This is a genomic window from Paenibacillus sp. BR1-192, assembly GCF_029542445.1.
Lineage (GTDB): Bacteria > Bacillota > Bacilli > Paenibacillales > Paenibacillaceae > Paenibacillus_AQ > Paenibacillus_AQ lautus_A.
The window spans coordinates 2,995,681-3,017,050 of record NZ_CP120718.1; the positions used below are offsets into that span (position 1 = coordinate 2,995,681).

Below are 21,370 nucleotides of genomic sequence, written 5' to 3' on the forward strand. Positions count from 1 at the left end.
AACGAGGAGCGTTTCGGAAGATGAGCAGCACGTCCGGAACGCTTTTTTATTTGTATGGAAAAAAACGATCCCTGGCGTTGACAAGCCAGCAAGAAGTATTCATAGTAATGAAAAATAGAATTGTAGAGGGAGAGAGGAATCGAACACAGATGAGCACCAAGTCAGAACGGCTTCCCGCCGATATCGAGGGAAACCAGGCCAATTCCTATCTTCAAGGATTCAAGGATTGCATACCAACACTGCTGGGATACCTGAGCATCGGTTTTGCGGCAGGCGTCGTCGAGCGTACCGCAGGTTTCAGCCTGCTTGAGATCGCGCTCCTTTCGCTGCTGCTCTATGCGGGCTCCGGACAGTTCATAGCCGCGGGGATGGTAGCCGCCGCAAGCCCGGTCTTATCCATTATTGTCACGATATTTTTCGTAAATGCCAGGCATCTGCTGTTAAGCGCGGCGATTGCACCGTATTTTAAAGGGTTGTCCTCGGGAAAAAGCTTCTTCATCGGTTCCCTGCTAACCGACGAAACGTTTGGTGTGGCGGCAGCCAAGGCGGCCGAGCAGAAGAGGCTGGGTTATCGGTGGATGGTGGGACTGAATATTACGGCGTATCTGTTCTGGTGTGCAGCGAACGTTGCGGGAGGTCTTGTCGGAGCGTGGATACCGGAGCCGGAGAAGTTTGGCCTTGATTTTGCATTGCCTGGCATGTTTATCGGATTGCTGGCCCTGCAATGGATCAGCCGAAAGAAGTATAAACTGGACTTCATGGTGATTATGGTTGCCGCCGTTTCGGTAATCGCGATCAGTACGATCATGCCGGGAAGCGCAGCGGTCATCGCTGCGATTATGGTTGCGGCTACAGCAGGGATGGTGATCGAACGATGGAAATAAGATGGCATATCGCCATACTGATTATCGGATGCGCTGTCGTCACCCTGATTCCAAGGGTTCTGCCGCTCATGATTCTGAGCAAGCTCCGCATTCCGGAATTGATGATCCGTTGGCTGGATCATGTGCCGATCGCGGTCATGGCGGCGCTATTAGCGCAGGAGCTGCTCGTTAGTGACGGACGCGTGGATCCGGGGGGCCATACACTGGAACTGATAGCGGCTGTCCCTGCTTTTCTGACCGCATTTCTTACGAAAAGCCTGTTTGCCACCGTCATTGTCGGGATCCTAACCTTGGTGGGGCTCCGCTTGCTGATCTGACCAAACGAAGCGTTATGCATGAGATGTTTATCGTAGCCCTAACCGGAACGCTTGCAAACAGCCGTATTCCTTGGAATGACGAGGAATGCGGCTGTTTCATGTTCATTTGCCAGGGTCGCTTTGGGAAACTAGTGTGCCAAGCCAGTGACGGTAGGTTTCTTTCATGCCTTTTTCCAAGCTGAACAACGGACTCCACCTCAGCCGCTCCCGGGTCTTTTCATTATTCAGGCAGCTGTGCCGAATATCGCCGATCTTCGCGGGCAGATAATCGACATCGATGCGGTCTGGGTGCAGCCGGCTGATGAGATCGACGATCGTATTGACGGAATGGTCGGTGCCGGTGCTAACATGAAGCACACTCTGATCACCATGAAGGATGGAGGCAAGGTTGGCGTCAACCACATCTTTGACATAAATGAAATCCCGGGTCTGCAGACCATCGCCGTATATTGGGAGCGGCGCGCCTTGATACAGGCGTTCGCCGAAGACCGCCACGACGCCGCCTTCTCCCTTTGCGGTCTGACCCGGCCCGTAGACGTTTCCATAACGAAGAATGGTGTATTGCAGGCCGAAGAAGCGGTGATAAAGACGGATATATTGTTCGCCTGCTACTTTCGATAGCGCATAGAAGGAGACCGGGTTAACCGGATCGTCTTCCGTTAGCTGAGATCTCTCGAGGTCTCCATACACACCGGCTGTCGAAGCAAACACGATCTTACGAACGCCAGCCTTACGGCAAGCGTCCAGTATGTTTAGGGTGCCCATGACATTGGCATCCGCATCAAGCCGAGGTTCCTGGATCGATCGCTGCACATCGGCCTGTGCTGCTAAATGAAATACGACATCGGGCTTCAGCACCGAGATGTATGCCGTTGTCTGCTGACTGTTTACGTCAGCTACATGTAAAATCGCCTCACTGTGAAGGCGACCTGGTTCTCCGGTTGTGAGGTTATCAATTACATGGACTTCATAGCCTTGATTAACGAGTCCGTTCACCAGGTGGGAGCCGATGAAGCCCGCTCCGCCGGTTACAACCATCTTCATGCATAAACCCTCCAGCCTTTGATTGGGATGCATTATCCTACGTGGTACGGATGGATCATGCATTGGACACTTGACGGGGGAGCGAAGGAATGGGCGGATTAGATCGGTGTTTACATTCCTGTTATAATGGAAGCTGCAAATTAACATTACTTTTACAAAAGAGGGAATGGGAAATGGAACGCTACCTTGAACAAAGGTTGAAATTATGTGTACTCGTTTTTTTGACGCTCTTAGTCAAGCTGATCCTTCTAAGAGTGTTTCTGTTTAATGGGATTGCATGGGGGAAGGTGCTTACCGATGCACTGTCGCTCCTCGCCCTGATTAGCTTTCTGGAACTGCTGCTGCCGGTCAGAGGGAAAAAGACGGTCTATGTGATCCTAAATGTCGTCTTATCTTTCATCATGTTTGCATCGGCTGTTTATAACGTTCATTTTGGGTCCATACCGACGTATACCGCGCTTGCGGGTATCGGTCAAGTAAATCAGGTACGGGCCAGCATTACGGCTTTGCTGGAGCCGGAGCATTTTCTATTCTTCCTGGACCTGCTGCTCCTGCTGGTCATATGGGCGGTCCGGAAAATACGTTCACGCTCCCAAAGGGGCTTGCATTTCGGTGGAGCTCGTTCCGGATATTCCGTAACCTACTCACGCAGGCCTGGTCTGATGTGGCGTACTTCCATGACCGTTGTTCTTATCGTAGCGGTTGTTCTGTCCGGACTGATCATTCGCAAAGAATGGGGAATCGAGAATGAAATCGTGCGGGCGGAGCAAATGGGGTTCATGAACTACCAGGTGTCTGCTGTCGTGCGTAACTCGCAGGAGAAACGTGCGCTGGCCGAGGGAAGTCTGCAGGACACCATCCTGCGGTCCCAGCAGCTGCTCGCGACGTATCCTTACGTCAAGGAAGCAAAGGATAAGCCGGACTATTTCGGCGCTGCAAAAGGCAAAAATCTGATCATCGTCCAGATGGAGTCCTTGCAGAACTTTCCGGTGGGTCAATCCCTGAACGGCCAGGAACTGACACCGGTGATGAACGAGCTTGCGGATGGCGGCCTGTATTTCCCCCACGTCTTCCAACAGATCGGCCAAGGCAATACATCGGATGCCGAATTTGCGGTGAATACCTCGATCTATCCGACAGGAACGGTTGCCATGTCCACCGGTTTCGGAAATAAAGAGCTGCCGGGCCTTCCGCGTCTCTTGAACAAGCATGGCTATGCGACCGGCACATTCCACGTGAATGACGTGAAGTTCTGGGATCGCAGCAAGATGTACCCGGCGCTTGATTTTCAGCATTATTACGACAAGCCGTATTTTACGAATGATAACTTCAATGAATTCGGTCCTTCCGATGAAGAGTTGTTCCGAGTCGGCGTAGACAAGCTGCTGGAGAACCAACAGCAGAATAAACCTACCTATGCCCACTACATCACGGTCTCCAATCATTCTCCATACCATGTAAAGGATGAATTCGCGAAGATCACCTTGCCTGCCGAGCTGGAAGGGACCCATTTGGGAAACTATCTGAAGTCGGTGAACTATTCCGATTATGCGCTGGGAACGCTGGTAGACCTCCTGAAGCAGAACGGGCTGTGGGATGAAACGGTACTGGTCGTATATGGAGACCATTTCGGCATCAATCCGGCAGAAGCGGATGCGGAGATGATCTCGTCAACGCTGGGCATTCCTTACCATGAGCGCGTCAGTCGATTTAACATTCCGCTCATCATTCATGTTCCCGGCATGAAGGAAGGGAAGGTGGTTGAGCAGGTAGGGGGACAGGTGGATATTCTGCCTACCGTCGCAAACCTTCTGGGCGTCTCGCTTGATGAGGAGGGGTTTAACGCGTTTGGGCATGACCTGCTGAACGTGGACCGCAACGTTATAGGAATGAGGTATTATTTGCCGACGGGATCATTCTTTAACAACGACATTCTGTTCGTGCCGGGAGACGGATTTGAGGACGGTACCGCAGTATCCTTGAAGACGCTTGAGCCCGTAACGGATTTCGAAAAATACCGCAGCGATTACGACTATATATTGCAGCTGATGAAAATGTCCGATGAGTACGTGAAAATGCTGCCCAAGCGGGCACCGTAAAGCCAACAATTCGTTAAAATAGGAAAGGGATTGTTTCATTAAGCCGGAAACTGGCTTTGATGAAGCAGTCCCTATTTTTATGCGGAGGCTTCAGTGAAGGATTGCCTCACTTTCGTGGCCTGTGCTATTATTATCCTTATTGTTAACCTATTCATTATTAAAAATGGTTGACAATCAGAATGGAGAGGGAGATTTTGAATATGACAACACAAACCCATTACGATTGGTTGACGCTGGCGGATCGGGTCGTGAAAGGACATGAAGTGACCCCGGCCGAAGCCTTGGCGGTTCTGAACAGCGAGGACGGGGAGCTTCTGAACATTATGCAGGCCGCCTACCACATCCGTCGCGAGTATTATGGAAACAAGGTCAAGCTGAACATGATCGTGAACGCGAAATCCGGCCTCTGTCCTGAGGATTGCGGATATTGCTCCCAGTCCATCGTGTCGGAAGCGCCCATCGAAAAATACGCATGGCTGACCAAGGACAAAATTCTGGAAGGCGCGCGCGAGTCGATTCGCCGTAAAGCGGGAACTTATTGCATCGTGGCATCCGGACGCCGCCCTTCCAATCGGGAGATTGATCATGTAGCCGAAGCGGTGAAGGAGATTACCCGGACGACCGATCTGAAGGTGTGCTGTTGCCTGGGCTTCTTGAACGAGGAACATGCGCGCAAGCTCGCCGATGCCGGGGTCCATCGATACAACCATAATTTGAATACTTCCAAAGATAATTACGGGCATATTACGACTACGCATACATACGATGACCGGCTGGACACGGTGAAGCAGGCAAGCTCTTCCGGAATGTCCCCTTGCTCCGGAGCGATTTTCGGAATGGGGGAGAGCATAGAAGAACGGGTGGAGATTGCCTTTGCTCTGAAATCGCTTGGAGCGGATTCGATTCCATGCAATTTTCTGAATGCGATCGAGGGAACCCCTCTGGAAGGACGCAGGGAATTGACACCGATTATGTGTTTGAAGATTCTTGCCATGATGCGGTTTGTTAACCCGACGAAGGAGATACGGATTGCAGGGGGCCGGGAAGTGAACCTGCGATCCCTTCAACCCCTTGGCCTGTACGCGGCGAACTCCATATTCATCGGCGATTATTTAACGACAGAAGGCCAGGCCCATACGGCCGACTGGGGATTGATTGAAGACCTTGGGTTTGAAATTGAAGAAAACGCGCTGTCATGATGTATTGACAATTAGGTGCGGAGCACATACTATATACCCGTAGGGGTAGGATTGGCGTTTTTTTAAGCCCGTGATCTTACCGCCATGCATCATGCTGAAACACATGATATTGATGGGGGAATGCTTCGTGCTGATTGCATCTGCCGCACTGATAATCTTTATATCCGGTCTCTACTACCGGAGGTATGTACCTATAACGGGTTTGCGCTTCATGAAGTGCAGTGATCTTCGTCTGGCACAGAAGGAATGCCCGAATCTGAAAGTGCTTGATGTACGCGATGTGTCCGAATTCATGGAATGTCCGAGGAAAGAGACCATAAACATCTCGCTTGGAAGGTTGCCGTATGTGTGGGAGAAGGAGCTCAAGCCCGATGATTCCGTAGTTATCGTAACGCCCAAGCGCTCGGATGGAATCCTGGCTGCGCGCAAGCTGAAGAAGGCCGGCTTTACTTCGCTTTTTTATTTGCAGGAAGATTGCACGGCGTGCAATTCCGTGCAGCGCGCATCGATGAATTGATCCCAATCTGATCAGCAGGTTCATGCTGGTCAGATTTTTTTTTGCAAAAGTTGAACGCTTTAACGGTTTGACAATGATAATCGTTATCATTTAGAATGGTATATAGTTCGTTTAATTAGGCAGATTTTCGCTAAGGGAGTGTTTATGGATATGTTGATCGAGACTAAAACGATTATTGTTAAAGCAGGCACCTCCAACCTGGTCGTGGAACGTTTCAGCAAGCCGGGACCCATTGAAGAAATTGAAGGATTTATCGATCTGAACGTTCTTGTGAAGAATGCGAAACGTACCGACGAAACGGAAGAAGTTATCGTGATGATCCGCTGGGAGTCGAAAGAAGCGTGGAAACGCTGGGAAACCAGTCCCGCGCACATCCAAGGACACCGCGACAACCGCGGAAAGCCGCAGCCTGAGCTTGTCATCAGCTCCAGCCACGGCATGTACGAGGTCATGGCATCCAAAGGGCCGAGACCGGTTCAACAGGCATAATCATTCTCTATATTCCAGAAGAAGCGGCTGCAGCAGCCGCTTCTTCTTTTTTAGTTTCCTTGTCGATTCTAAGGGGCTGACAGGGGTTAAAACGACGGAATTTAGGGAACCGTAAAGGGATGAAAGGCAAGAACAACTAATCATTCCACCTTCTGCTGGGAGGAAGTCAACCATGTATCATCTGTACAGCCATAACGATTTGGATGGCGTCGGCTGCGGCATCATCGCCAAATGCGCCTTCGGTGAAGGAATCGATGTCCGTTACAACTCCATTCACGGATTGAATCAACAAGTCGAAAGGTATTTGAACCGGACCTCCGTTCAGGAGAATCCATACGATATGCTGTTCATTACGGATTTGTCGGTCTCTCCTGACATCGAGAAGGAATTGAACGTGTTTGTCGAAGAGGGGGGACAGGTGCAGCTTATCGATCACCATAAAACCGCCCTCCACCTCAATGAACACAGCTGGGGACAAGTGGATGTAACGCATCGGGACGGCCGCTTGGCATCGGCAACCTCGCTGTTCTATGAATATTTAATTGAGCATGGACATCTCGGCAGAACCGAAGCGCTGGACGAATTCGTTGAGCTGGTGCGTCTCTATGATACATGGGAATGGGAAGAGAGCGGCAAGATCGAGGCTAAGCGCTTGAATGACTTGTTCTACATGTTGTCCCTGGACGAATTCGAGAGCAAGATGTCTGAGCGCCTCCGGGAATCGCACGATGGCTTCTTCTTTGATGAATTTGAACAGAAAATCCTGGACATGGAAGAGAATAAAATCGAGCGTTACATTCGCCGCAAGCAGCGGGAACTCATTCAAACCTTCGTAGAGGAGCATTGCGTCGGCATCGTTTACGCCGAATCCTATCATTCCGAGCTTGCCAGCGAGCTGGGAACGAGCTATCCCCATCTTGACTACATCGCGATACTGAATATGGGCGGAAGAAAAATGAGCCTTCGAACCATTCATGATCATGTGGACGTGTCCGAAGTGGCGATGCGGTATGGCGGTGGCGGCCATGCCAAGGCTGCGGGGTGCACCATAACAGAGGATGTGTATCAATTGTTTGCGGCGGACTCGTTTGAGCTGGAGCCGATCCGGTTCGATGCTTCGCGCAATCAGTTCAATATCAAAGGAAGCGAGTCCGGCGTGCTGTACGAAAGCTGGGGCGAGGATTTGCTGTTTGTTTACGCCGATGCCGGGGAATGGGTGATCGAGTGGAACGGAGAACCTCTCCCATTCCGGTTCAGGTCGTTCGAGGAAGCAGAGCGGCATATGAAGCGCCAGTACGGGGTCTGGTTGTCCCGGGATGACGTATTTGTGAAGATGCTGAAGGAACAATGGATCCGAAACCGTACCCATGAGCGTCCAGGCTTGCCGCCGGATATGGATGAGGAGAAATTAATGGAAGATCTGTAGACCCGATCAGCAGGAAGAATGATCTCGCACGATGCGCTGTATTGTGAAGACAGGAGGAATATTCGGTGAAAAAATTGATCGCCGGCTGGGCCCTTGCCCTGCTGACGGCAGGTATCCTCGCTTGGAGTCAAACGCAGAGCCATTCCGAGCCCTCCATTCCCTCGGCGGTTCACAGCAAAGAACTGCTGAAGGATGTTCCCGTACCTTGGTCCGCCACGAAAAACACGATTCGGTTGAATACATCCGATCCAGTAAGTGCGGCCGTACTGACTTCCAAGACGCTGTGGCAGTCCACGAACGTGCACAGCCGTCCGCAGACCGTGATCCTCGTGGATTCGGCTCACTGGTCGATCGCGGCTGTCAGCGTCGATCTGACGCAGCTTAGCGAGGGGCCTTTACTCTTCGTTGAAGAAGGGGGGATCCCGAAGGAAACCTTGGAAGAGCTGAGACGGCTGAAGCCGAGGGGAGCGGAGCACAACAAGGGGATTGAGATCATTACCGTCGGCCCGATCTCGGATCAGGTGATGAAAGAGCTGAACGGACTTGAATACAAGGCCGATCACATTCCTGCCGGGGAAGCCGCGAAAGCTGCAGCAGCAATTGATGCCTATGCTTCCAGGGTAAACGGTTCAGTACCGACCTCGGTTATTGTCGGATCGATGGAACGGCCCGACTATACGCTGCCCGCGGTAAGCTGGATTGCCCATATGCCGGAAACGATGCTGTATGTCAGCGAGAAGGTCGTGCCCGAAGAGACGGCGCAGGCCCTAAGGCAGCGTAACGGGAAGGCGAATATCTACGTCATCGGACCTGAAAAGGTGGTGTCCCAGGCCGTTGAAGACGAGCTGCGGCAATATGGGAAGGTAACGCGCATAGCCGGAGACGATCCGTATGAGAATGCCATTCATTTTGCCCAGTATCATGATCCCAGGACGGGTTTTGGCTGGGGAGTACAATCGCCGGGATACAGTTTCTCCTTCTCGAGGCCGGACTCGCCGGCATTGTCCATTGCGGCCGCTCCATTGTCCCATATGGGTAAACACGCCCCTCTATTGTTTACGGAGCGCGACGGAGTGCCACGCTCGATTACGAAGTATGTTGACTCGATCAGGCAACAGAGTGACGCCACCAAAGTGGATACTCCCTATAATCATGCCTGGATCATCGGAGATGAACAGACCCTGACCACCAAGCTCCAGAGTGAGATTGATGAAATTCTGGATACGCCTGCAGGACATGATTAATGGAGCCGCAAATGGCATTGGCAGATGAAGCTGGATATGGAATGCAAAAAGAAACCGTTCCTCGTAATTGGCGGGCCGCACGTCCCTAGTTCCGAGAAACGGTTCTTTTGCATGTTTGAAGTATGATGGGGAAATGATTCGCATGCAGCACCTTCAATAGGAAAAAAAGGGCATCCCTCGAGATCCAGGATCTTTTGGGACGCCCTCTTTGATATTGGTCATACGTTCGTGACAGCGAACGATGATCGACGGTACACGTTCACCCCAGATTTTCGCGAGACTTAAGCGTACCAGCCCCATATGAAGATGAACAGCGTTCCGAAGATAGTAACCAGCCCTACGAACAGGGCGAACGCAATGTTGATATAGACGGACTTTTTGTCTTCGCTTTCGCCGACGTGCATGAACAGCATAAGCTGAACGGCTGCCTGCAGGATCGCGGTGACCAGCAGAACGGCCACTTTCGAAGCTGCCGGCATATCCAGCAGAACGACGAGCGCGACAGCTGAAAGGACGAGGGACGATATATAACCCGCTACATGCTTAATTGGAAACAGCTGTTTTAACATGTCACATCAGTCCTTTCAGATACACGAAGCTGAAAATGAAGATCCACACAACGTCCAGGAAGTGCCAGTAGAGCGAGAAGATAAAGGACTTGTTGGCTGTGGAATGATCCAGTCCATGCTTTTTAAGTTGAATCAGAATGGCGGTTCCCCACAGGAGACCGAAGGTTACGTGAGCTCCGTGCGTGCCAAGCAATGTGAACAAGCTGGAGGAGAAGGCGCTGGTTGAGAGCGTTACTCCTTCATGAACATAGGTGAAGAATTCAAAGATCTCGATCCCGAGGAATCCCGCACCCAGCAGCAGGGTGATGACCATGAAGATCATCATCTGCTTTTTCAGGCCCAGACGCATCGCATGAACAGCCAAACCGATGGTGAAGCTGCTCGTTAAGAGCAGGAACGTCTCAAGCAGGACCGGCGTAATTTCAAAGATTTCCGCTCCGCTCGGACCGCTGGCAAAGCGGTTCACGAGAACGAAGTAGACGGTAAACAAGGTAGCAAAGAGAGCAATTTCAGCTCCGAGGAACAGCCAGAAGCCGAATATACGATTGCGGTTTTCCTCTGTTCCATATTCCAGCGGCTGAGTGGCATCTATTTTCATACCGTATCACCCCGCAGTTTCTGTTCGGTTTGAACAATCTCTTCAACCGGAATGTAATACCCGTGATCACGGTCGAAGGACATGGTAGCCATAATAATCAATACCGCGATACCGGCAACGATGGATGGAATCCACCAGCTGAATACCAGGAAGAAGCCCAGGAAGAAGAAGGCGATGCCCAGTATAAACGGTTTTCCGGTGTTGCTTGGCATGTGAATCTTCGTGATTTTCTCGTCCGAAAGCGGCTCGTTGTTTTTCTTGGAGAACCAGAAGGCGTCACGGCCTTTGACTTTCGGCGTTACCGCAAAGTTGTAAACAGGAACCGGACTTGGCGTCGACCATTCCAGTGATCGTGCATCCCATGGATCTCCCGTTTTGTCGCGCGGCTCGTAACGTGTACTCCAGTAAATGTTGTACACCAGAAGGATGAATCCGATCGCCAGGCCGACCGCGCCGACCATCGACAGCATATTCAGCGGACCAAAGCCGGTCTCGGCCGAATACGTGTACGTACGGCGGGTCATCCCCATAAGTCCCAGGAAGAACATTGGGAAGAACGTAACGTTAAATGAGATGGCAATGAACCAGAATGCGATTTTGCCAAGCTTTTCGTTCAGACGGAAGCCGAACACTTTAGGGAACCAGTAGTGGAAACCGGCAATGACGGCGAATACGGCGCCTGGAATGAGCACATAGTGGAAGTGGGCCACCAGGAACATCGTATTGTGATACTGATAGTCGGCACTGGCCATCGCCAGCATGACGCCGGTTACGCCGCCGATCGTAAAGATCGGAATAAAGGCAAGCGAGTAGAGCATCGGCGTCGTAAAGCTGATTCGGCCCTTGCGAAGCGTAAAGAGCCAGTTGAATATTTTGATCCCGGTCGGTACGGCAATCGCCATCGTCGTGATGGAGAAGAAACCGTTGACCATGGCCCCTTGACCCATCGTGTAGAAATGGTGGGCCCATACCAGGAAGGACAATCCGGAAATAATCGCCATACTCAATACCATGGAGCTGTAACCGTACAGGTTCTTTTTGGAGAACGCTGAGATAATCTCGCTGAAAATACCGAATGCCGGCAGAATAACGATATATACCTCAGGGTGACCCCATACCCAGAACAGGTTGGCCCAGAGCATATCCATGCCCCCGTTGGCCATCGTGAAGAATTGCGAGCCGAAGATGCGGTCGAACATCATAAGCAGAAGTGCAATCGTAAGCACTGGGAAAGCAAAGATAATGATGACGCAAGTGATCAATACCGACCACGTAAACATTGGCATGCGCATCAGGGTCATACCCGGCGCGCGCATTTTCAGGATGGTTACGATAAAGTTAAGGCCTGTCAGCAAAGTACCAATCCCTGAAATCTGAAGCGACAGAGAGTAGTAGTTGTTGCCGACCGTCGGACTGAATTCGATACTGGCCAGCGGGAAGTAAGCGGACCAGCCGGCATCAGGCGATCCTCCGATAACGAAGGAAATGTTGAACAGCATCGCTCCGGCGAAGAACAGCCAGAAGCTGATTGCGTTCAGTTTAGGGAATGCAACGTCACGGGCACCGATCTGGAGCGGAACGATGACGTTCATCAGACCGAAAATAAACGGCATGGCCATAAAGAGGATCATGATGACCCCGTGAGTCGTGAATACTTCATTATAATGCTGACCGGTCAGAAACTTCATCTCCGGTGCGGCGGTCTGCGCACGCATCATGATCGCGTCGACGCCCCCGCGGAACAGCATGATCAATGCACAGATGATGTACATGACGCCAATTCTTTTGTGATCCACGGTCGTCAGCCATTCCCGCCACATATATCCCCACTTCTTGTAATAGGTCAAGCCGAAGAGGATTGCGAGCGAGACGAGCACGATACTCACCATGGCGCCGTAAATTAACGGATCACCGGTAACGAAAAATTCGTCCCATTTCATAAAGGCCTAGCTCCTTTCTGGATGTATGAAGTAGATCGGGTGAACAACGTTTCACTCACCGATTTAATGTCCATCATGTTGATGATTTGGGCTTTCTTCAGCCGGGAAGTTCGGCAGCGGTTCGTTTGGATCCACGTTCGTTTCGCTGTCAAATTCCGTTTCTTCCGTTGTTGCAGGATCCGGGTGGACGTCTTTATGGTCCTGATGCTCCTCATTGCCGTTGACGTCACCGCCATGATGATGGTCTTCGGATGGCGGCGGGCTGAATTCCAGATGCGTGTTAGAGAAGGTCATTCGCCCGACATGCGCGGTCTCCAGAAGCTTCTTGAACTCATCTTCCTTCAGTTCAGGCGCCGTATCCTTTACATCCTGAACCCACTCATCATACTCGGCAGAGGTCATGGCAAGAGCTTCGAACTCCATATGGGCAAAACCTTCGCCGTTGAAGTTCGCGTTACGGCCCATCATCGAACCCGGTACGTCGGCAACCATGTTCAGCTTGGTGATCATGTCGCTCATCGCGTACTTCTGTCCGTGAAGCTGAGGGATCCAGAAGCTTGTGATCGGACCGAACGAATACAGTCGGAACTCGATCGGACGATTGGTCGGAATGTTAACGTAATTGACGGTTTCGATTCCTTCTTCCGGATAGCTGAAATGCCATTTCCAGTTCGAAGAGGAAGCATAAATGACCAGAGGCTCTTGGTTCTCGTAGCCTTCAGGCACGTTCTCGACGGCCACCGTCGTTTTGACGGTTACGACCGAGAGCACGGCAACGATCAGGATCGGAATGGCAGTCCACAGAATCTCCAGCCATTTGTTGCCCTCTTCATGTGGCGGTTCATAACCTTCGTTGGATTTCTTGGCTCGATATTTCGTGAGCATGTAGATATAGAGCGCGTAAACTACCGCTAGGATTCCGACCATCATGAGAATGGAGAATATGATTGTATCGGATAGGGTTCTGGCAGCCGGTCCTTTCGGATCTAATACCGTGAGCGAGCTGCAGCCCGATAAGAGCAAGGTAAAGCATAAAAACAATGCAAATAACGGCCCTCTTTTGTTCATGATGTACCCCTTTCCTTGAAACGTTCGTTCGATTCAATGTTACTGACACATCTATAGTAGAAAGTTCCGGTCGGCTTTGCAAAACACATAAACTTGTATAAATAACAAATAAATCCATATTCGTGTCAATGTATGTAATTTTATGTGTTCAATTTGTTACAAAAGGGGAGGGTTGTGAGCGAAATCATTGTAGTGGCGCGGTTTTGAGGCAGTTCATACTTTGTTCAAACATTCACGAGAGTTACCAGTTTCGTCACAATTCCGGGCCTGTTTTTCACTGCTTTCACCTCCTTAACCTGCCGAATAAATCCCAGTACTGATAAGGGTTTAGACGTGAAAGTGTAATTTTTCACAATAAAATCGAACTCGATTTTTATTTCCAGTTTACTTATTTAACCAAAAGGCTCGAAGACGCTTGTGATATGATATAACTAAAAATTGGAACGAGATATTTTGCTGGGAATTGTGAAACGCTTGACAGGAAAGAGAGGAGAGCCGGTGCGGTCGTTCTGGATATGGTTTTTATTTCTTGTTTTGAGCTGGCTTTGCGCCTTCGTCCCCGTGCTCCAGCATGTTGACCCGGATCCATTGCCTTGGCCATTGGGAAGCAGCGCCATTTTTTTCACGGGCTTCTTTTTGGCGCCGTTGTTCCGCGCCAGGCCTGCAATGCTATTTGTCACACTGCTCGCAACGTCGGTATTTTCGGTAATCTCCTTGGGACCCGCGAGTACGGATGCAACGAACCCGTAGGATATTTGCGATGAAAGCTGAGAGAACTCGATGAAAGTGAGTGTTCTGCAAAGTTTGCTCGACGGACTTCTCAGCATGGTTAATTACTGCTCATCGGGGTATTGTGCATGGGCATTGGGATCAATCTGATGGAACGGCGTCATGTGTAGGCTGCAAGCAAGCATAAACGATAACATGATGGCGCGCTGAATAAAGAAAGGGCTAATCCGGGAGGGTACGGCATTCCTCGGAATAGCCCTTTGCTTTTGCTGTTTACAACACATGGAGGCGAATAAGCTCCGCAAGCCGAATAAGTCCCTTCTCCAGTTGATCGTAGGAGGCGTAGGCAAAAGATAACCGCAGATGCTGCTGGTCGTTACGGTCATAAATATTTCCGGGATTGAGCAGCAGGCCTTCCTTCAACGCCTGCTCGAATAACGTACGAATGGAGATCGGCTTTGCGATGCGGAGCCAAACATAAAATCCGCCTTGGGGTTTATTCCAGTGGGCAATATCTCGAAAATATCGTTCCAGCAACGACAGCGTAAAGTCTCTGCGTTTCATCAGCTCTGCCCGGATCTGAACGAGATGCTTCTCATAGGATCCGCTCGAGAGCCACTCCGCGACAGCATGCTGGGACAGCGAGCTGGACCCGTAATCGGTCTGCATTTTAATGTCGGACAGCCGATCGATGACAGGCTCCGGCCCGACGACCCATCCGATGCGCAGTCCGGGCCCGAGGGTTTTGGACATGCTGCCCATATAGAGCACGAGTCCTTGTTTATCCGAAGCTTTCAAAGGGGGCGGAGAGGGAGTATCCAACCATAAATCGCCATACACATCATCCTCGATGACGGGCAATCTTTCTTGGGCACAGATTTGCAGCAGCTCCGTCCGTCTGTCGGAAGACATCATCGTGCCGGTAGGGTTATGAAAGGCAGGGATCGTGTAGAGCAGGGCGGCTCTGTGCTGACGCTTGAGCCTTCCGATAGATTCCGTTCTGATCCCTTTGGCATCCATCGGGATGCCGTGCAAATGCATACCAGCCGACTGGAATACATGAATCGAGTTCAGGTAAGTGGGATTCTCCACCAGGATGGCGGAACCGTGATGCAGCAGCCCCAGGGAAATAAGCTGCAAGCCCTGCAGCCCGCCGGAGACGATAAGAATGGAAGAAGGAGAGGCGGATATCCCCTTCTTATTCAAATAATCGCTGATGATTTCCCTTAAGTATAGGCTGCCTTTCGGTTCCGAATATCCCAAAGTGAAACGGCTGGACATGCTGCCGTTAAACGTCTCCCGCATTTGGGCGGTCGGGAGGAGCTCAGGCGAAAGCTCGCCAGTACCGAGTCGGATCACTTCGGGATCGGTTTCCGCACGGTTGATCTGCTGGATCATATGGATGTTCGGCTGGTAGGAGCCGGATTTCACGTATTGATTCCAATCAGGCGGGGGCGTGGCGGCCAATACGCTCCAAGTATTGTTCACAATAACCGTGCCTTGTCCCACCCGGGATTCTATGAAACCGTCAGCCGCAAGCTCACCCAAGGCATAAACGATGGTGCTGCGGTTGACTTGAAATTTGGCGGCAAGCTCCCTCTGCGGGAGAAGTCGGGTTCCGACAGGCCATTCCCCGTTTATGATTCGGCTCTTCATGTGATCATAAATTTGCTGATGCAGGGGCACTTCGGAAGCTTTATTCAATTTCCATTCTTCTGTCATGGACAACCTGCTTTCTGACAACGTTTCTATAGTATTATGCCCAGTTTACATCATTGGTTGGGTCGAATACCAACCAATTGGTTGGAGACGCAGTCAAGCACCTCCCTTACAATGGTGAAAATATGTACTGGAGGTTTGCTTTCAAATGATAGGCGTTATACTTCATGGATTCATTCTGGCTATTGGCCTAATTCTTCCCTTGGGCGTGCAGAATGTGTTCGTATTTAATCAAGGTGTCGTCCAACCCCGGTTTATTAGGGCGCTGCCCGTCATTATTACCGCATCGTTATGCGATACGCTGCTGATTTCATTGGCGGTGTTGGGCGTATCCGTGATCGTTTTGGAATATGAATGGATCAAATTGACGTTATTTACATTGGGCATCTGCTTCCTGGTCTATATGGGAGCGGCGACGTGGAGGAGTAAGCCTTCAGGTCAGGACCCGGAAAGCGCCCGTTCGTTCTCTCCCAAGAAGCAAATCGTATTTGCCATGTCCGTGTCGCTGTTAAATCCGCATGCGGTTCTGGACACGATGGGCGTCATCGGCACGAGCTCGCTTCAATATGAAGGGGCGGACAAAGTGATTTTTACCGTTATATGCATCGCCGTCTCCTGGTTGTGGTTTCTGGGACTCGGAATTGCCGGCAGGGCGGCCCGAAGAATGGATCCGTCAGGCAGGCTGCTATTCGCGCTGAACCGAATATCGGCGGTGATTATGTGGGGGACGGCCGCTTATCTCGTCTTTCATTTGATTCAAACCTAGTGAGGAGAAATTTAGAAGGGACTGAGAATTTATGCTAATTAAGGAATAGAAAATGTGATAAGTTTGTATGTAACCCGGGAATAGGAGGAGGCAATGCGATGAACATTTCGATTGGCGGCTATTCTTTTTATAACACATTTCTCGACGGCAAAATGGATGTGTTCGGTTATTTGGAGACGGTGAAGTATCGATACCGAATGGATGCGGTTGATTTGTGGAACGGTTTTTTCATCGATCGAAGCGGCCCCATATACAAGCTTGCCGACGAAAGCTACATACGGAAAATCAGGGAAGCGCTGGATGAGAAGGAGATGAGCGTGGTTAACTTTGCTGTTGACGGGGCTCATCTATGGGATCCCGACCCGGACATGCGGGAGAAGTTGTATGAAAATGCGCTTGCCCATCTGGATGCCGCAGAAATTTTGGGGGCCGAAACGGTGCGGATCGACACCGGCGGCGGTTATAAAGAAGCGGAGCCAATGCCGGACGAACAATTCGAATACCTGGTTAAGCGCTATCGGGAATTGGCGGAGCGTGCAGGGGATAACGGTTATACGGTAGGCCCGGAAAACCATATGGGCGCCTCCCTGCTCCCGCGGGAAATGAAGCGGATTGCAGAGGAAGTCCGGCATCCGGCTTTTGGTTTCCTGCTTCACCTAGGAAGATGGAGGGCGGATGAGGCCGAAGGCGACGAGATGGTTGCCCCGTGGACGGTGCATACGCATTTCGATGCGAAGACCGCGGTTCATCCCGATGCGGAAGAGAAGGTGCGCTGCCTGCTCGCCGGGGGCTATCGGGGATATTGGGGCGTCGAATACAACGCGCCGGGCAACCAATACGTGGAAATGGAATGGATCATTGGGGCCGTGAAGCGGATCGTGAGCAATACCGGTCGAGTCGTACAAGAATGACATGATGTTTTCTCTTAAGGATAAAAAGAGGACCGATTCTAGAGAATCGGTCCTTGAATGATTTTGCCAGTAGCAGCTAAAGAAAACTTCCAACACCCGTTAGCTGGTCAGCTTAAATTGGCTGTTGTACAACTCGTAGTAGAAGCCGCGCTTGGCCAGCAGCTCTTCATGTGTGCCGCGCTCCGCGATTCCGCCATGATTCATGACAAGAATCTGGTCGGCCTCGCGGATCGTGCTTAGACGATGGGCGATGACAAAGCTGGTCCGGCCTCGCATCAGGGCGCGCATGGCGGTCTGAATATGCATCTCGGTTCGGGTATCGATGCTGCTGGTTGCCTCGTCGAGAATCAGAATAACGGGATCGGCAAGCACGGCGCGAGCGATCGTCAAGAGCTGCCGCTGGCCCTGGCTCAGGTTGCCGCCGCCCGACAGGAGCTGCGTGTCATAGCCATCGGGCAGCTTCATGATGAAGTCATGGGCATTGGCAAGCTTGGCGGCGGCTTCAATCTCTTGGTCCGTGGCATCCAGCCGGCCATATCGAATGTTCTCCCGGATCGATGCCGAGAATACATAAGCATCCTGAAGCACGATCCCCAGCTGACTGCGCAGACTGTCTTTATCCAGTTGGCGGATATCGCTGCCATCTATGGTGATGACGCCATCATCTATCTCATAGAAGCGGGTGAGGAGATTGATAATGGTGGTTTTGCCGGCGCCTGTCGGGCCGACGAGCGCAACGGTCTCACCCGGCCGGGCGGTAAGCGAAACGTCCCTCAGAATCGGGACGCCTTCCTTATAGCTGAAAGACACATGGTCGAATCGTACCTCGCCATACATATCGTCCGCTTTTTTTGTCTGTTCATTGCCTTGGTATTCGGACTCCGTATCGATAATCTCAAAGACCCGTTCTGCCCCGGCAACCGCAGATTGCACCAGGTTGAACTGGTTCGCCAGATCGTTCAAAGGCCGTTGAAACTGCTTCGAATAATTCAGAAACGCAACGACGACCCCGACGGTTGTGAAATCCTTGAAAGCCATGTAGCCGCCAACCGCTGCAATCAAGGCAAAACTGACATTATTCAGTACGTTCATAACCGGCCCGACCGTGCCCGAATAGATCTGGGCTTGAATGCTGGCGTCGGTCAGCTTTTTGTTCATGTCATCAAACTGGGCAGCGGCATGCCGTTCGCGGCGATATACCTGCACGACCTTTTGGCCCGAAACGGTCTCATCAATGAATCCGTTAAGCTCTCCCAGCAAGCTTTGCTGCTTGGAAAAATGCTTTCTTGTCCGGCTTGCCACCGTCTTCGTGAACAGCATGACGAGCGGTATGGTCACCATGCTGAGCAGCGTAAGCCACACGTTGAGGTACAGCATGATGGCAAGCGATCCGATCAGGGACAGAACGCTGGAGATGAGCTGGGTTACGCTTTGATTCAACGTACCGGAGACATTCTCGATATCATTGGTCGTGCGGCTCATCAATTCGCCGTGCGTCTTGCTGTCGAAGAAGCGGAGCGGCAGGACTTGAAGCCTTGCAAAGATATCCCGCCGCATGGCCAGAATGGACAGCTGGGAGACTTTCACCATGACATGCTGCTGAAGCCATGCCGTGAGCGCGGTGCCAGCATAAACGGCAAGAAGTATCGCACATAACCCCATAAGTCCTCTGATGTCTCCCGGGATGATGTAATGATCCACGGCGTTCCCCAGCAGATAAGGGGCAATCAGTGAGAGCAGCGTCGTTACGAGCGTGAATACGAAAACAGCCATCATGCCGCCTTTGAACGGACGGATATAGCTCCATATCCGGCGTATCGTATCCATCGTATGTTTCGGCTTGGCTTTGGCTATCGTCATTCCGCGGATGGCGTTGCCGCCTCGCATGCTAAGGTCCGGACCGTCCGTATGATGGGCATGCTTGTAATCCTGATTCGGTTTAGCCATGAGAAGACACCTCCTTGCCGAATTGCGATCGATAAATGTCCTGATATACTTCACAGGAAGCAAGCAGCTCGTGGTGCGTGCCCTTCGCGATCAATTCCCCGTCATCCAGCACCAATATCAGGTCGGCGTCGATCACGGATGAGATCCGCTGGGCTATCATAAGGCAGGTCCGGTCTTTCATCAGACGGGCCAGCTCTTTCCGAAGCCGCGACTCCGTTCCCGTATCGATGGCGCTGGTGCTGTCATCAAGAATCAGAATGGCGGGTTGAAGCAATAATGCCCGCGCAATGGATATCCGCTGTTTCTGTCCGCCGGACAGGTTCACGCCGCGTTGTCCAAGCACGGTATCGTAGCCATCCGGCATGGAAGTAATGAAATCATGCGCTTGGGCAGCTTTAGCCGAGGCCATTACTTCTTCATCGGAAGCGTCCGGTTTCCCGTAGCGGATGTTGTCCCTTATAGTGCCTGTAAAAAGGATGGATTCTTGCAGGACGATGCCGATTCGTTCGCGCAAAGCGGACAGCTCCATTCTCCGCACATCGGTTCCGTCGATTCGTATCTGCCCGGAGGTCACATCGTACAGACGGGGGAGCAGGGATACCAGAGAGGTTTTACCCGAACCTGTTGCACCCATAATGGCTACATGCTGTCCTGGTCGAACCTTGAAACTGATGTCGCGCAGTACGGGCTTCTGCATCTCCGAGTTATAGGAAAAGGTAACGCGGTCAAACATGATCTCTCCTTGCTTGTACGCATCGGTTGCCGGTTGAACCTCGTTCACAATTTCGGATTCTGTACGCATGACCTCCTGAATACGGTCAGCGGAGACCTTGGCCGTAGAAATCCTTACCAGCATCATGGCCACGGACGAAACCGAGAACAATACCTGCGTGACATAGTTTATAAAGGCTACCAGGCTACCGACCTCAAAGGATCCGCCGATAGCATCCTTTCCGCCGAACCACAGGACGGCCACGATGCTGACATTCAGAATCATGGTCAGGATGGGCATGTTGAGCGCAACGATCCTCTGGGTTTTTACCGAAACTTGCGTGAAGTCGTGGTTCGCATCATGAAATCGGTCCTTCTCGTAACCTGCACGCACGAATGCCTTGGAGACCCGGATTCCGGCGAAATTTTCCTTCAATACCGTATTCACCTTATCGAGTTTCTTCTGAACGGTGGCGAACAAGGGCAGGGTAGCCCGGATCAGGAAAAACATCACGACGAACAGCAACGGAACGGCAATAGCCAGAATGATGGCCAGCTTGGGGCTGATGATCACCGCCATGATCATGCTTCCTATGGCAAGAAACGGTGAGCGTACGAAGATGCGCAGCAGCATCTGCACCATCGTCTGAAGCTGAACGATATCGCTCGTAAGCCGGGTGATGAGCGACCCGGTTGAGATGTCGTCCAGATTGCGGAAAGACAGGGTCTGAACTTTGCGGAACAAATCCCGGCGAAGGTCGGCGCCAAAACGCTGTGAAGCAATGGAAGAATAAATCGTGCACCCGAGACCTCCAAGCAGCCCGATGGCTGCAGCTCCCAGCATGAGCAGCCCTGTACTGAGGATGTGTGCCGTATCGTTCTGCATGACGCCGCGGTCGATAATGCTGGCCATCAGCATGGGCTGAAGCAGATCCATGGCGACCTCCAGCAGCATCAACAGCGGTGCAAGCAGGGCCGCTGTCCAGTGAGGACGTAAATAACGAAATAGTTTAAGCAAGAATAATGGCACCTTCTTTATTCTTATTAGTCTAAATACCAAGGTAAGCCATGGGCTTCAGCCTTGTCAAAGGGTAAAGAACGAAAGCCCGGGAGGGATTCGCATCTCTTAAGAAAAACTTTAACTTTTCCCTACTTTTCCTTAAACTATATTCTTTAAGATGGTGGGACAAAGA

The 21,370-nt window shown here is 51.4% G+C and carries 19 protein-coding genes; 10 read left to right on the top strand and 9 right to left on the bottom strand.

Annotation, left to right across the window (positions count from 1 at the left end; all coding sequences use genetic code 11):
* The first annotated feature begins 149 nt into the window (after positions 1-149).
* Both P0X86_RS13395 and P0X86_RS13400 read left to right on the top strand, forming a co-directional pair.
* Positions 150-884, top strand: a complete 735-nt coding sequence (locus P0X86_RS13395; RefSeq protein WP_036670975.1) for an AzlC family ABC transporter permease — start codon at positions 150-152, stop codon at positions 882-884.
* On the top strand, positions 875-1,201 hold the full coding sequence (locus P0X86_RS13400) for an AzlD domain-containing protein (protein ID WP_009589408.1): 327 nt from the start codon (positions 875-877) through the stop codon (positions 1,199-1,201). Before P0X86_RS13395 ends, P0X86_RS13400 begins: the two co-directional genes overlap by 10 nt.
* Positions 1,202-1,303: 102 nt before the next feature.
* On the opposite strand, the gene P0X86_RS13405 is transcribed toward P0X86_RS13400, so the two are convergent.
* Positions 1,304-2,245: an NAD-dependent epimerase/dehydratase family protein gene (locus P0X86_RS13405; protein WP_277748648.1), complete on the bottom strand. Its 942-nt coding sequence runs from the start codon at positions 2,243-2,245 to the stop codon at positions 1,304-1,306.
* Between the two features lie 173 nt (positions 2,246-2,418).
* Here P0X86_RS13405 and P0X86_RS13410 point away from each other — a divergent pair, with 173 nt between their 5' ends.
* The 6 genes from P0X86_RS13410 (at position 2,419) to P0X86_RS13435 (ending at position 9,219) form a co-directional block, all read left to right on the top strand.
* Positions 2,419-4,344: an LTA synthase family protein gene (locus tag P0X86_RS13410; RefSeq protein WP_277748649.1), complete on the top strand. Its 1,926-nt coding sequence runs from the start codon at positions 2,419-2,421 to the stop codon at positions 4,342-4,344.
* Positions 4,345-4,544: 200 nt separating this feature from the next.
* Positions 4,545-5,543, top strand: a complete 999-nt coding sequence (gene bioB / locus P0X86_RS13415) for a biotin synthase BioB (protein ID WP_096773449.1) — start codon at positions 4,545-4,547, stop codon at positions 5,541-5,543.
* Between the two features lie 127 nt (positions 5,544-5,670).
* A complete protein-coding gene (locus P0X86_RS13420; RefSeq protein ID WP_015734771.1) occupies positions 5,671-6,060 on the top strand; it encodes a rhodanese-like domain-containing protein in 390 nt (129 codons plus the stop codon).
* A 150-nt stretch (positions 6,061-6,210) separates the two neighbouring features.
* Positions 6,211-6,549, top strand: a complete 339-nt coding sequence (locus P0X86_RS13425) for an antibiotic biosynthesis monooxygenase (RefSeq protein ID WP_277748650.1) — start codon at positions 6,211-6,213, stop codon at positions 6,547-6,549.
* 172 nt (positions 6,550-6,721) lie between these two features.
* Positions 6,722-7,975 (top strand): DHH family phosphoesterase, encoded by a 1,254-nt coding sequence (locus P0X86_RS13430; protein WP_277748651.1) that lies wholly within the window; start codon positions 6,722-6,724, stop codon positions 7,973-7,975.
* A gap of 65 nt (positions 7,976-8,040) precedes the next feature.
* Complete coding sequence (locus P0X86_RS13435) at positions 8,041-9,219, top strand: cell wall-binding repeat-containing protein (protein WP_277748652.1); 1,179 nt, start codon at positions 8,041-8,043, stop codon at positions 9,217-9,219.
* A 281-nt stretch (positions 9,220-9,500) separates the two neighbouring features.
* Here P0X86_RS13435 and qoxD read toward each other — a convergent pair whose 3' ends face one another.
* From qoxD to pdxR, 6 genes are all read right to left on the bottom strand, one after another.
* The gene (gene qoxD, locus P0X86_RS13440) at positions 9,501-9,788 is read right to left on the bottom strand and encodes a cytochrome aa3 quinol oxidase subunit IV (RefSeq protein WP_009589381.1); all 288 of its coding nucleotides are present in this window, start codon (positions 9,786-9,788) and stop codon (positions 9,501-9,503) included.
* Position 9,789: 1 nt separating this feature from the next.
* A complete protein-coding gene (gene qoxC, locus P0X86_RS13445; RefSeq protein WP_009589471.1) occupies positions 9,790-10,386 on the bottom strand; it encodes a cytochrome aa3 quinol oxidase subunit III in 597 nt (198 codons plus the stop codon).
* On the bottom strand, positions 10,383-12,326 hold the full coding sequence (gene qoxB / locus P0X86_RS13450) for a cytochrome aa3 quinol oxidase subunit I (RefSeq protein ID WP_009589459.1): 1,944 nt from the start codon (positions 12,324-12,326) through the stop codon (positions 10,383-10,385). Before qoxB ends, qoxC begins: the two co-directional genes overlap by 4 nt.
* A gap of 63 nt (positions 12,327-12,389) precedes the next feature.
* On the bottom strand, positions 12,390-13,394 hold the full coding sequence (qoxA, locus tag P0X86_RS13455) for a cytochrome aa3 quinol oxidase subunit II (RefSeq protein ID WP_096773452.1): 1,005 nt from the start codon (positions 13,392-13,394) through the stop codon (positions 12,390-12,392).
* 431 nt (positions 13,395-13,825) lie between these two features.
* Positions 13,826-14,221, bottom strand: coding sequence for a hypothetical protein (locus tag P0X86_RS13460; RefSeq protein WP_277748653.1), 396 nt, complete (start codon positions 14,219-14,221; stop codon positions 13,826-13,828).
* 175 nt (positions 14,222-14,396) lie between these two features.
* A complete protein-coding gene (gene pdxR / locus P0X86_RS13465) occupies positions 14,397-15,845 on the bottom strand; it encodes a MocR-like pyridoxine biosynthesis transcription factor PdxR (RefSeq protein WP_277748654.1) in 1,449 nt (482 codons plus the stop codon).
* Positions 15,846-15,990: 145 nt separating this feature from the next.
* Between pdxR and P0X86_RS13470 the strand changes: the two genes are divergently transcribed.
* Together P0X86_RS13470 and P0X86_RS13475 are read left to right on the top strand one after the other, a co-directional pair.
* On the top strand, positions 15,991-16,608 hold the full coding sequence (locus P0X86_RS13470; protein ID WP_277748655.1) for a LysE/ArgO family amino acid transporter: 618 nt from the start codon (positions 15,991-15,993) through the stop codon (positions 16,606-16,608).
* A 98-nt stretch (positions 16,609-16,706) separates the two neighbouring features.
* Entirely contained in the window at positions 16,707-17,519 is an 813-nt protein-coding gene (locus tag P0X86_RS13475; protein ID WP_277748656.1) for a sugar phosphate isomerase/epimerase family protein, read from the top strand.
* 99 nt (positions 17,520-17,618) lie between these two features.
* Here the strand turns inward: P0X86_RS13475 and P0X86_RS13480 are convergent, their stop codons facing one another.
* Together P0X86_RS13480 and P0X86_RS13485 are read right to left on the bottom strand one after the other, a co-directional pair.
* Positions 17,619-19,466 carry an ABC transporter ATP-binding protein gene (locus tag P0X86_RS13480; RefSeq protein WP_277748657.1) on the bottom strand — a complete coding sequence of 616 codons (1,848 nt, stop codon included), beginning with the start codon at positions 19,464-19,466 and terminating at the stop codon, positions 17,619-17,621.
* Entirely contained in the window at positions 19,459-21,195 is a 1,737-nt protein-coding gene (locus P0X86_RS13485) for an ABC transporter ATP-binding protein (RefSeq protein WP_213578002.1), read from the bottom strand. Before P0X86_RS13485 ends, P0X86_RS13480 begins: the two co-directional genes overlap by 8 nt.
* Positions 21,196-21,370 lie beyond the last annotated feature (175 nt).

Bases quoted from the DNA above. Each gene is read 5' to 3' on its own strand.
- qoxA (WP_096773452.1), bottom strand. From the start codon at position 13,394: ATGAACAAAAGAGGGCCGTTATTTGCATTGTTTTTATGCTTTACCTTG.
- P0X86_RS13460 (WP_277748653.1), bottom strand. From the start codon at position 14,221: ATGCTGAGAAGTCCGTCGAGCAAACTTTGCAGAACACTCACTTTCATC.
- pdxR (WP_277748654.1), bottom strand. From the start codon at position 15,845: ATGACAGAAGAATGGAAATTGAATAAAGCTTCCGAAGTGCCCCTGCAT.
- P0X86_RS13470 (WP_277748655.1), top strand. From the start codon at position 15,991: ATGATAGGCGTTATACTTCATGGATTCATTCTGGCTATTGGCCTAATT.
- P0X86_RS13475 (WP_277748656.1), top strand. From the start codon at position 16,707: ATGAACATTTCGATTGGCGGCTATTCTTTTTATAACACATTTCTCGAC.
- bioB (WP_096773449.1), top strand. From the start codon at position 4,545: ATGACAACACAAACCCATTACGATTGGTTGACGCTGGCGGATCGGGTC.
- P0X86_RS13430 (WP_277748651.1), top strand. From the start codon at position 6,722: ATGTATCATCTGTACAGCCATAACGATTTGGATGGCGTCGGCTGCGGC.
- P0X86_RS13405 (WP_277748648.1), bottom strand. From the start codon at position 2,245: ATGAAGATGGTTGTAACCGGCGGAGCGGGCTTCATCGGCTCCCACCTG.
- qoxC (WP_009589471.1), bottom strand. From the start codon at position 10,386: ATGAAAATAGATGCCACTCAGCCGCTGGAATATGGAACAGAGGAAAAC.
- P0X86_RS13400 (WP_009589408.1), top strand. From the start codon at position 875: ATGGAAATAAGATGGCATATCGCCATACTGATTATCGGATGCGCTGTC.
- P0X86_RS13480 (WP_277748657.1), bottom strand. From the start codon at position 19,466: ATGGCTAAACCGAATCAGGATTACAAGCATGCCCATCATACGGACGGT.
- P0X86_RS13425 (WP_277748650.1), top strand. From the start codon at position 6,211: ATGTTGATCGAGACTAAAACGATTATTGTTAAAGCAGGCACCTCCAAC.
- qoxB (WP_009589459.1), bottom strand. From the start codon at position 12,326: ATGAAATGGGACGAATTTTTCGTTACCGGTGATCCGTTAATTTACGGC.
- P0X86_RS13395 (WP_036670975.1), top strand. From the start codon at position 150: ATGAGCACCAAGTCAGAACGGCTTCCCGCCGATATCGAGGGAAACCAG.
- P0X86_RS13410 (WP_277748649.1), top strand. From the start codon at position 2,419: ATGGAACGCTACCTTGAACAAAGGTTGAAATTATGTGTACTCGTTTTT.
- qoxD (WP_009589381.1), bottom strand. From the start codon at position 9,788: ATGTTAAAACAGCTGTTTCCAATTAAGCATGTAGCGGGTTATATATCG.